Annotated in this window: 1 protein-coding gene (cut by both window edges); it reads right to left on the minus strand. The window is 60.4% G+C overall.

The whole window is internal to a hypothetical protein gene (locus B9Z48_RS07250; RefSeq protein WP_108377661.1) on the minus strand: the coding sequence, 44,073 nt in all, runs 16,209 nt past the left edge and 14,851 nt past the right edge, and what appears here is coding positions 14,852–27,864, spanning codon 4,951 (partial) through codon 9,288 (complete); reading right to left, the first codon wholly in view occupies nucleotides 13,009–13,011. Both codon boundaries (start and stop) fall beyond the window edges.

Genomic DNA, 13,013 nt, shown 5'->3' on the forward strand with positions numbered 1-13,013 from the left:
ACGCAGCAATTCCCGGTCGGCCGCACGAACCAGCTGAGCCTTGGCTTTGCCCGTGGTCGTGACCGTCAGGCTGAAGGCCTGGCCGCTTGTTTTGCCATAAATGGCCAGCGCATTGGCGGTGGCCTTGACAGTCACCACCGCAGAGGATGTGGGCAAGCTGTCACGAATGAGCTGCATGGCCGCAATGGACGACTCCAAGAGCTTGACCTGGTATTTGCCAGTGCCAAAAATGTCCAAGACCAACAGGCTCTTGAGCTCAGCCAACTGCTTTTTAGCGGTGCCAATTTTCAGGTCCATCTGGGCCACGGCATCAAAGCTCTTTTGGATCTGGTTGAGCACATGGGTCTGGACCTGCAAGTCTGTGGCCAGACCGCCGGTGCCATCGCCTTTGGCGGTCAGGTCATTGCGGGTGACGGTGTACCCAATGTCATAGGTCGTGACACCCGACAGGGTGATCACATCGCCTTCAGCCGGACGGCTGGTCAAAACCAGCATGTCCAGTTGTTTGACCATGAAACCGGCGCTGCGGGTACTTTCAACCAGACCCTTGCCCTTGACCGTGACGCTCATGCGCATCCAGCCCGCATCGGTGGACTGCGATCTGGCGGCCAGCGTCACCACCGAGCCATTGCCCGCGGCCAGCGCCAGGGAGCCGGCCGCATTGTTGATGGCTTTGCGAACCTGCGCAGCCACATTGGCATTGATCTCGTCAGCCGAGCCATTTTTGGAGCCGCCTTTGCCGTCTGCACTCAGGTCATTCTTGACCACGGTGTAGCTCACATTGGCCGTGGCCAAACCGGTGATGGTGATGATGTCACCCACTTTCCAGTCACCCGACAGGCGCAAAACATCGTTGCGCACCGGTGCCGGGATGTCGGCACTGACGATGCGACCATCGCGCACGATGACGGCATCGGTGTAACGGTCCTGTGCGGCGGCTGTGGCCGACCAGCTCAACCCACCATTGGTGGAGCGGACAATCCCGCCACCGTCCACCGTGGCCAAAATGGTCTGACCATCCTCTGAAATGGTGATCGAGGTGTAACGCAAGCCAACAGGGGCCGTCGTGATTCGGGCCCAACGCTGTCCGCCGTCGGTGGACAACCACAGGCTGCTGGCCGTGGGGTCGGCCGATGCACTGGCCAGCGCCACTTGGCGACTGGCCGAGACAGCGATGTCGCGCCACTCGAGTTTTTCCGCCAGCGTCTCACGCACCATTTCTCGCTCGGCTGCCAACACCAGGCCAAAGTCAACATCGGCCAGCGAAAAGCCCATGGCCCCAAGAGCCGGTGTGTCGTTGCTGTCGATCTTGCCATCGTTGTTGGAGTCCACCAGCGGACCGCCATTGAGGCCGGCAAAAGCCTGCAAGTTGGCACCCCCCAGGGTCATCACATCGTGGCTGACGATGCGGCCATCCGACAAGGTGATCAAGCGTGTGGACTTTTCAAAGCCCAGCGAACCGCCCACGTAGAAGAAGTCCCCAACGCGCATTTCAATGTCGCCAGAGGCTCGCAAGAGCGCACCCCGGTCACCCTGCACATCCAAAGTGCGGGTGACGCCTGTTGCTGTGGGCACCAGCACCGGTTTGGCCTTGAAGTCGACCACCTGGGTGGCTTCGTCCACGCCGTCGGGCACGTTGAACACTTGGTTGGCCACCACTTCCAGGCGACTGACCTTCAGATCCAATTGGGGAACGCCCACAAACTGGATCACACTGGCACCGGCTTCAATGCCCAGCCAGCTCATGCCGCTGTAGCGCAAAGGCTGTCCAGCTGTCGGGCTCAGCATGGCCACGGCAAACTCGCCACCTGTCATGGCAAAACCCACGGCCGAGGCGTTGACTTGGTCGTTGGCATCAATGACACCATCGAGGTTGCTGTCAATCCGATAAGGACCGCCCACACCCGCAAAAATATCCAGGTTCTGGCCACCCAACAACAACTGGTCCACCACCACCAGACTCTTGTCGGCCAGCTGAACCGTGGTGGTCGATTTTTCCAGGCCCATCGAGCCGCGGGCGTGAACAAAACCGGCCGCGCCGACTTCGAAGTCACCGGTGGCCCGGATCAGCTCACCCCGCGAGCCGTCCATCTTCAGTTCAATGTGTGTCGCATACCCCGTGGACACTTTGAACGGCTGCGCTGCCCAATCCAACACTTGGTAGCGCTCCAGGGTGCTGGCCAGCGGGTTGTTGGCCAGGTTGAGCTCAACCTTGAGGTTTTGCGCGGTGGCGGTCACGCCCTGCACACCCACCAAGGCCACCTCGCTGGCCGTGGCTTGCACGGCCACCCAGCTGCGTTGGCTTGCGGCGGCTTTGTCCCAGGCCAGCGCCACGCCAAACTCGGCGTTGCTCACCGTCACGCCGATGGCCGACGGGTTGGTGTCGTCACTCAGGTCGACCACGCCATCGCCATTGGTGTCGCTGCGGTAAGGTCCATTGATGCCCACAAAGGCGTTCAGCCCGGTGCCACCAATGGTCAAGACGCGGGTGTCAACGCTTGGACGAGGTGCAATGCCATTGCCTGCCAATTTGAAGGTCACGTCTGAGCGTTCGATCGACATGGTGCCACTGGCCTGCACAAAGCCATCCAGCTGGAGGTCCATGCCGCCTGAGGCGCGAACGAGCTGCCCTCGGTCACCATCGTGCATCAGGCGCAGGGCCTTGCCGGTGCCGGTGGCGATTTGCATGCCCGCCACACCGTTGACATCTTTCATGGACGCAAAATCAATCACCTTGTTGGGTGATGCCGCATCGCTGAAACCATTCACCAGGTTCAAATCAATGCCCAAAGTGTGAATGTCCAAGTCCACGTTGTCGGGCAATCCAATGGGCGCATCGATTTTGCCCACCACGCCCGTCAAAGCGGTCCAGCGTTTGTCGGTGTATCCCGCGTCTTTGGAGGAGAACAGCGCCAGTCCAAATTCGACGTCGCTGATCTTCACACCCCGTGCATCCGGGTTGACGATGGTCTGGCCATCTTGCTGAATTTCATAGGGACCGAAGCCCACAAACGCATCCAGACCGCTGCCGCCAATGCTGATGAGCTGGGTTTTGACCAGACTGCCATCGGCCAGCGTGACATCCTGCACCCGTCGCTCAAAGCCCAATGAGCCTTTGACGGCAAAGAAGTCGCCCACCAGCAATTCCACATCACCCGTGGCCCGGATGTACTCACCCAAACCGCCATCGAAGGTGATGGCCGTGCTGCGACCGGTTCCGGTGACCACATCCAGCTTGCGGGTCCCCCCGCCGCCAGCAAAATCGATCACTTTGTTGTCACCGTTGACAGGTCGGCCAAAACCAGTGGAGTCCACCAAATTCAGGTCCAGCGACAGGTTGCGGGCCGCGAGCGTCAACTCCGGCATGCCCACCACCTCGACGCTGCCTGCAGTGGCCTTGACAGCGGCCCACTTGAGGCCTTTGGAGGCCGTTTCGCCAGCCCGCGCAGAGAACAGCGCCAGCGCAAAATCCACATCGGTCAAAGCCAGCCCCATGGCGTCGGGGTGTGAACTGGCGTTGTAAATACCGTCTGCAGGACCATTCAAACCGACAAAAGCGTGCAGATTTTCACCCCCGAAAGTCAGCATTTCGGTCTTGGCTTTGGTGCCGTCGGCCAGCACCACATCGCGCAAGGAACGCTCAAAGCCCAGCGTTCCGGAAGCGGTCACAAAATCGGCGATGTTGAGGATGAAGGCCGCAGAAGCCTTGACCTGGGTGCCCCGCGCAGAATCAAAGTCCAGCGTCACGGTCTGGTTGCCATCGCCCGTGGCCACGCTCAGGGCTTTGCCCGCTTTGAGGTCCACCACGTTGTCACCGGCGGTGCCAGCGTTGATATCGATCGCCATGGCCGAGGCCTGAAGCGACATGAACGGAATGCCGACTTCGGTGGCACTGTCTGCAGTGGCCTTGAGGCTGAGCCAACTGCGTGGCAAGGCACGTCCACCCGTGGCGGTCGTCTCCATGTGAAGGGCCAGCGCCACATCCACGCCCTGCAGGTCAAAGCCAGCCGCAGCGGCGTTCGGGCCTTCACCTTCGTCATTGAAATCGCCATCATGGTTCAGGTCGGTCCGGTACGGTCCGTTGAGCCCCACAAAGGCGGACAGGTTGGCCCCACCCACGGTCCAGCGGCGTGTCTTGGCGCTGCCATCGGTCAGGCTCACATCGGCCACGCTGTTGCGCAGAACGAAATTCCCGTCAACCGTCAGGAAATCGGCCGCCCGCAGCATCATGCCGACGGTGTAGTTGCGATCGACGCCAAAATAATCGGCGTTGAAGAACATGCCCAACTTGTCGGCATCGGCCTGCGAATGAACCGTGATGTCCAAGAGATCGGCCAAAGGACGCTGCACAGCGTCCAGCGAGAGCTGTTGTCCTGATTGGCTCACTTGCAGCAACACGCTGCCATCACCAAATCCAAACAGGCCCGTGCCCTCGGTGAACTGGCCGGCCAAAGTGCCCGCCTTGACGATGTCATGGTGTTGCAGGCGCTGCGGCACATAACTGCTGGAGCGCAAGATGTCCAGCGTCGCACCCGAGGCCATCGTCAGGGTACCGGTCACTTCCAGGCGATCGCCTTGCTTGGCATCTGTCAGCATCAAAGCCAGGTGCTGATTGGCCGCAATGGTTTGATTGCCCTCAATGCGCAGCAAGCCAGGTGAGTGGGTGCGTGCGAAGGTACCGGCCACCGAATTGCCCGCCGCGTCCACGAGTTTCAAGCCATTGCTGGCACGAACGATGATGTCCCCACGGGTTTGCAGCTGGGCTGCGTTCATTTTGTTCACGCTCAGCGTGGCGGCCAGTTCCAGCGGACCTTGGTCCGCCAACAAATCGCCCTTGAGCATCACCACGGCATCGGTGCCCAAAGCGCTCAATCGGATCGCGCCCGTGCCCGTGGTCTGCACCGAAGTGCCCTCCTGCAAGGTCAGACGACCGGCTTGGGTCAGGCTGCCTGCGCTCACCACAATGTCGCCACCGCCGGTGCTTTGCAAGCCGTTCAAAGCGGTTGTCAGAGGCGGCAAGGCATTGAGCATGGCAGCAGCACGCGCCACGGTGATCGAGAGGCCGGAGTCCAAGGTCACATCGTCGACTTCGCTCACACGCAAGTCAAAGCCGCTGCGTGCGGCCAAAGAGCCCGCCGCCACTTCCAGCGCATTGGCAACACCCACAGACTGGCCGCCAGCGGCACGGCTGCTGCCGATGTCTTCGGCCGCCTGCAGCAAGATCTGTGCAGCTCGAATGTCGGGCGTGGCCGATTCGGTCACATCGCCATCGATGATGGAGCCGCCACGGGCCACCAAAGCCACTTTGGCAGACGCTGCATCCACCTGGGACACGGTCATGGATTCGCCCGCGCTCACGCGGATCTCACCTCCACTGGTGATGGAGATGCGTGTGTCTTGACCCATGTTCACGGAACCGGCACCAGAGACCAACTCAATGCTGCCCGCCTGCACGTTCAAGTTGGGCGCATCCAGGGTCACACGACCGAGGTTCAGCCCGCCGTCTTGCTGCGAGAGCATTTCAACCCGCTGCCAAGACACCAGGCTCACAGCGCCTTGGCTGCTGGACACCGTGGCGAACTCAGCGCCGTTGCGCTGAGCTGTCAGATCACGGTCTGAGGCCAAATACACATCGGCCTGGCCGCTCACACCGGTGCTGCGGATGCGCAAGTTGGAGGCCGAGGAAATGACCACGTCCCCAATCACGGCACCGGTGGCCATGGCCCCCAGGGTGACCGTGCCGGTGGTGCTGCGCAGACGCAATGGGTTCGCGTCAGCACCGATGCCCGCCGAGTTCAAGCTGCCGTTGGCGATCAATTGCACATCGCTGGCCACCAAATCTGCAGAGTGGCTGGCACCCGCGTTGGCACCGCGCCCGACAATGCGGCCTGACTGGGTTTCCAGTCGGGTGGTCGCGCTGAGGCTGTCAGCCCCCACCTGCAAACGGTTCAGGCCCAAATCGCCCTGGACTGCCTTGAGGTTCATGCTGCCCGAAACACGCCCACGAATCTCGCCGTCGTTGCCTTGCAGCTGCACATTCAAAGGCAAACTCGAGGTGCCCACGCCCCCGCCCAGCCATGTGTTGAACTCCAATGCATGGGCCATCACCTTGCCGCTGCCGGCGCTTTCAATGGCCAACTGGGCATCCAGAATCACGGTGTTGGCCTGCAGCATGACGCCATCGACCACGGTCAAGCTGCCGCCTGAGCCTGCGGCATCGAAGGTGATGCTGCCCAAGGCACCCGCAGCCTGAACATGCCCGCTCAGGGTGATGGCCGAGGCCAAGCTGCGCAGGACCACATCGCCGGCCTGTCCGCCGTCGGATCCTGCGGTCAAACTTTCGATCGTCAAGGCAGCCGTGGACAAGTTGTCCAGCCAGACCTTGCCCGCGCCGGTCACCAACAGTTGCTCACTGGCGATCGAAAGGCCCGATGCCGCCTGACCGACCGCACTGCCTGAGGCTGTGGGATTGGCCGCGATGTCACCGGTCACATTCAGTGTCAGGTGTGTGGCCTGCAAGGCTGCATGGCCCGCCAGGCTGGACACATCGCTCAGACCGATGCGAGGTGCGGCACGACCGCGCAGATCACCGCCAACGGTCAGCTTGGCCGCGCCCGTGGTGCGCACTGCTGTGCGCAAATCCACATCGCCGCTCACCTGGGCTGTGAATGGGCCAGCGCCCAGATCAACGACTTCACCGGCTGCGCCGTTCACAGCGGTGTCCACCACCAAATCGCCACCCACTTCCAGGTTCAGCGTCAGGTTCGCTGGTACAGCCCCCGTGATCCAAAGCGAGCCGCTCACCTTCAAGGTGAGGCTGCTCAGGCTGGCCGAGCTGATGTTGCTCAGAACCACATCACCGGAAATCAGCACATTGTTCAAAGCGTCCACATTGGCCGCTGTGATGGTGGTCACACCCGTGGTGGGCAAGACCGTTTCACCCCAACGGGCTTTGTCGTTGGTGCCCGAGCGGACAAAAGCCCGTGCTGCGGCACTGATGAGGCCACCGGCCACCAGGGAAATCTCCCCGACCAAGCCGCTCACAGCCACCAAGGTGCTGTTGTCACTCAGGTTGATCGCGTCGTAAGCGATCAGATCCACCGCCATGCCATTGGCCACTTTCAATGCGGCCTGCCCCTGCAGACTGCCCTCGGTGGTGATCTGGATGCGCCCGTCCATCAAGGTCTGCAAAGCGCCCAGTGTCAAGCCCGTGTTCTGTCCCCAACCGTCACGGTCCGAGAAGATCAAATCACCCTGACCTGCCAGGGCCTCCAAACTGTCCGCAGCCACTTGCATGGCGTCGATGCTTTGCGCGGCCTGCACGCTCAAGCTGCCAGCGAACACCAAAGGATCGCGTGTCAGGTCCAAGCCATTGGCAACCACCACACTGCCCGTCTTGGCTTGCAGCAGCACACTGCCTGCTTGCGCCGCAACGCCGTTGGCCAGCCTTTGCGACAGACTGGAGACCCAGTGACCCGATTGCACACGGGCCAATTGCAACTTGGCGTCGGCCATCACCGTGATGGCCCCCCCCTCGGTGCGCAGCAGCGCATCGGTGCTCATCAGGATGCTGTTGCTGGCCGAGCGGATGCTGATTGCGCCACCGCCAGTGGCACTCAGCGTGGCACGGATGTCCGTGAGTTGGTCGGTCGTGTCGATCGTGATGCCACCGGAGCCGGCCTCAATGCCCAAGTCTTCGCCAATGGCAGGCGACGCGAACACATTCAACCCTCTGGCACTGACGTACACCCCACCGGTACTGCCTGTGCGCAGGCCCGTCATGGGTTCGTCAAACAAAAGGCCCCGGTTGGCCATGCCGGTGGGGCTGACCTGGGTGAAAGCCACATCGTCCAGGCCATTGATTTCCAGGACTTCAGTTTCTTTCAGACGGATATCGCCTGCGGCGGTTTGTGCAGCGATCTTGTTGACGCGGGTGGTCAATGACTCGGTCTGTGCGCTGCCACCGATGCCGGTGCCAGCCCACATGCCCAATTGCTTGGCGATGATGTTTTCCACGGCCGAGCCCACCGGCAGTGCCGCTTGAATGGCACCACTTCGGGCATAAACGGCCACAGACCCATCCTCGGCTTGCAAACTCAGACCGGTTTGCAAGTCCTTGACGGTGTTGATTTGACCGAGTGTGACGTTGCCTTGCAAAGATTCCAGCCGCACATGGCCACCCGATGTCATGACACGGGTCGATGCCTGCATGTTCAGGTTTTGGGCGGCTTGCATCAGCACGTCGCCACCGGCACTGTTCACCAGGTCATCGCCCAAGCTCAATGTGCCCTTGGAGACCAAGCTGACATCACCACCGGCAGATTGCAAGGTCACGCCATCGGCCACCAACAGCGATTGCCCTGCTTCCTCTACCCCGAGCAACAACCCAGCGCCATGGACCTGGACATTTGCCAACAAGCTCAGGCCGCCAGTCAGCACGCGAACGGAAGCTCCGGCACTTTGTGTCGCGCTTCCTGCGCTCAGACCCATGAGTGAAAGACTGTCCACGCTGAGTTCACCACCCAGCGACGGCCTGCCCTCGGGCGTGAGGCCAATGGCCCCAACACGCCTGAATTCCCCTTGTACTTGACCCATGGCCAACGCACGGCTCGCCAGCAAGGAGACATCCCCCCCAGCCTTGACGGCCAACACATCCACCCCGATTTCAAGATCATTGTGGCGTCGCCCCGATTGGCCAACCTGGGTGTTCACATTCATCAACAATGCGCCGGCAACGATGTCGTCGGCCACATCATCGGCCACTTCAGACACCCCACCTGCGGAAGATTCCAGCGCCACCCAGCCAGCACCTGCATCGATGCTGTCCAGGGTGATGCCCTTGGCGGCCTGGATGTGCACCTTGCCTTCAGCTTTGCTGATGCTGGTGCCCGTGCGCTTGGCCACCACAATCGAGGCCCCTTGTGCTTGCAAAAAAGAGCCTGTGCGAGATTCAATGTCCAGTCCGCCGCTGCGGTGCTCAATGAGCGAGCCTGCGCCTTGCTTGACATCGCCTTGCGCCAGCAGCGTGATCGTGCCCTCGCCCATGGTGAGGTCACCGTTCAAATTCAAATCACCACCCATCGACTCCAAGCGCATCAGGGTGTAGGGGTTGCCGGCGATGGCCAAATCGGCATTCACATGGAAATGGCCCACAGCGCTGATCAGCATGCTCGACTCACCGTCAAAAAGCAGCTGGTCGAGGGTCAAATCGTCCACATCGGTGATCGAGACAATGCTGTTCAGGCGTGTGTGGGTGGTGGCCTGCAAGGTGTCGGCATCAATCTTTAAACCCACCAGGAGTGTGCCCAGATTGCGCAGCTCATCGAGCTGGGTGGCCACACCTGCTGTCAGGCTGACCTGCTTGCCACTCACATGCAGCTGGTTCATGTCTTCGAGACGGTCCGAGGCCTGCAAGCTGCCCTGAAGGACCTGGATCGCCACGTTGCCCGTCTGCGAAGAGACCGAAGACAACAACAAATCATCGGTCCATTCGGTCACATTCACATCGCCAGCGGCACGAAGGGTCAGCGTGCCTTCACGCCAGCCGTCGTTGCCCGGCAGTTTCTGACCGTACGCGCCCACGTTGATGCTCAGGGTGCCCGCATTGCTGCGGATCACACCACCGGTCACCCCAGCCGCGCCCGAAGCCACCAGCAACATGTCGCCTGCACTGCGCAACACGGCGACTCCACCAACGGTGTCAATGCGGTTGTCGCTGCCTTGAGTCAAGATGGACCCGGCGGCTTCCAGACGCATGCGGCCACCTGCGGTGATGCCACTGATTTCGAGATCGTTGAGGTCGCGCACACGCAGGTCACCTGCAGCTGTGAGCACCACGTCGCCAGCGCTGTTGACCGCCACGTCACCGGTGGCACTGATGTTCACGTCGTCCCAGACCTGCAACACCACACTGATGACTTCGTGTCGGTTTTCAATCCACTGGCCTTGGGTGACCTCTTGAACACCGTCCGTCGACTTCAGCAGTTGCATGTTCGCAGGTGTGATCTCGCTGGGATCAACCAGTCGCCAACCATCCACCACGAAACTGCCCGCGCTGGACAAATCGAAGGTGACGGTATCGCCCATCCATTCATAGCGCTGGTACTCCACCGCTACCACATCACGCGCCGAAGCCTTGGACATCACGGCACGCAGGTATTCGCTTTGTGATGGAGAGTCCAGATTCGTCACCGTGACCCGTTCGGTGGATCGGCCGACACCGCCTTCAGAGGACTGAGACAACAAGGTCACGTTGCGGCCTTGCACGTTGATGCGCTCAGCCCCTGTTCCGACCTGAGTCCCCCCCAAGTCACGGTGCGGGAAAATCGCAGCCAGCAGTTCTGGCGACACGGGATATTTGGATTGCGCCACAAGCGTTTGGCCCGAGGGCATGCCGGCCAGTCGCAATTCGGTTTCGGAGAAACCCGCTGCCGCAATGCGGGCAGCCACCTCGGCCGGGTCGGCGGTGACACGCTCGTAAGACGCATCAACGATCGCGCCCCAACGCGATTCAAGTTTGACGTCGGCATTGGCCGAACGCACCGAGACGGTCTCACCCTTCCAGGCCTGCGGCAAAATCAGGCGCATGTCGCCGTCGGTTTCCACCAGGTTGATCGAGCCCTGTGTCCGGGCAGCCACACCACCGGTGCCCAGCACCGCGCTGTCCACCCGAGCCATGACCGAGCCGGCCCCGCCGTCGAGCAGCACCTGTGCACCGAACACGCGTGAACTGTAGGTCGTGCCATAAATCCCATGGAGGGCATTGATGGCAATGTTGCCAACGGTCTTGGGCGTGTTGTCCGCATTGAACGTTGCCGCAACGACTTGACCCAATTTGAGCACGGCAGCGGTTTTGCCCACCGTTTGGTTGACTGTGATGTTGCCGGTGGCCTGCACATTCAAGCGACCGCGTGGGTCCTTGACGTTGATGGTGATGTCACCTTTGGCACGGATATCGGGCAAAGCACCCACGAACTCCACATTGCCGGCCACTTCCATGGTGTCAGCCGCCAGCGCCATCGGCACAAAGGTCTCAGGCTGGTCGTCATTGGCCTCGGTCAGTGGCGTGGCATCCCCAAAATTCACGCTACCACGCACCACCATCTTGCCGACGGTGCGGATGTCGATCTTCGGACTCGAAGGGCCCTGCGCCGTCTCGACCGCCACAGGTAAATCCGCCCGCAGGGAGTAGGTGTAAAAGTCCTTCAGACCGGTGACCGTGGTCTTTTTGGTCGTGATGGTCTTCTTGCGCATCCAGCCACCACCTGTGGTGGTGGGGCCGTCAATGGTGATTTCCTGATTCTGGAAATCACTATCAAAGCGGTCCAAAGCTTTCGAGGGTTTCCAGACCTGGTCATCGGCCGTCTTCCAGGGGCTGCTTTGGGTGGCCACAAATTTGTAAGCCCACTTGCTCGGATCCCCGGGATTGGCCAGCACCGACGCGGTGTCCAGCACTTTGCTGCCGCCCGAGAGTTTTTCCAGCAACTTCCATTTGCTGGTGTCCGAGAAATCCGTCAGCGGGAAATTCAGCTTGGTGGTCTCACCCACGTACAGGTACAGATTGCTGGTGGCCACGTCACGCACCTGGGTCTTGTCTTGGGTGACATCCACCGCCAAATTGCGTTTTTGTTCGTACTGAACAAACAGGTAGTCATTCAAGCTCAGTTGCAAGGCCAGCTCAGATTCCTTGAGCGGTGTGCCATCGGTAAATCGGGTGTCCGTGAAATTGGCGGCGGTGTCGGGCACCAAGCCATCCCAATCAAAGCCAAAAAGGTTAAAGCTTTGCTGCTTGTAAATCTCCAAGGTGGTGTTGGTCTTGGCTTGACCCTCGGTCCAGACGTAGTAACGCCCTTGCTCGGGTTGGTAGAACAAGGCAGCGCCTGCGTCCATGACAACAGCATCGCCCACATTGGTGTAGGTGATGCTGCTGACCGTGCCACTGCCGTTAGCCGGCGTGAGCACGCCCTTTCGGCTCAGGTGCGTGACTTGACCGTCCTTGTAGGTGTAGTTTTCTTGGCGCAGCGTGGCGCTGTCCGTGATGGAGATGGTGCCAACGCGGTTTTCTGAAACATCGATCTCGTCGAGTTCCAGGGTGAAATTTGTGCGGTTGTCGATCATCACCGAGGTGTAGCCACTGGCCACGCGCAGTCGGCCATTGCCCGTGCTGATGATGGTGCCCGTGACGTTGATCTTGCCACCTTGGGGCTTGATCGGGTTGAGCGTGATCTTCTTGCTGGCGAAATCAAAAGCGCCGGTGACCGAAGCCAGACCGCCGTTGCCAAAGGTCAAACCCTTTTGGACATTGCCCTTGGAATCGGTGAAATTGACCGACTCAGTGGGGTTGAAAGTCTCATCGATGGTCAAGGATATGCTGTCGACGCCACTTTGCACCAGTCCGTCGATGTTCAGGTATCGGGCGTTGATGTTCACCTCGCCCATGGCGAAGATGGTGGAAGACTTGGCAGGATCACTGATGGCATTGAGCAATGACTGCAAACGCAGGTCAGAGCTGCTCAAGCTCAGGGATTTGGCCAGGCCTGCGCTGTTGTAGACCTGCTGACCAAACACGGTGTTGAAGGACACATACTGGCGCGGATCACGCCCGGTGTGGAACCAATCATCGCTGGACAGGTTGAAGTCACCGGTGGCGGCCAATTCGATCGTGCCTGCACGCAGTTCGCCCGTGACGTTGATGCTGCCACTCAGATTTTTCAAGATGAGCTTGCCGTCTTCGTTGACCACTCGCCCCTTGACTTCAATATCCTGAGGGGACTTGGGCAGGTTCAAGTCTTTGAGCGAGGTGTACCAAGAGGTCGGGTAGGCCTCTTGTGTGATGCTGATGACGCTGTCGCCGGCTGGGCCTGGATCGGTCAAAGAGGCGGCATTGAAATACGTGGCACCGGGGCTCATCACCACCCGTTGCTTGTTCACCAGTTCAGTTGCACCGGTCTTGTTGATGCCGATGTCGTTGATCTCCAGACCAAACGGTGTCTTGTTGACCACTGTGATGTTGG

The organism is Limnohabitans sp. WS1, assembly GCF_003063265.1.
Taxonomy (GTDB): Bacteria; Pseudomonadota; Gammaproteobacteria; order Burkholderiales; family Burkholderiaceae_C; genus Limnohabitans_A.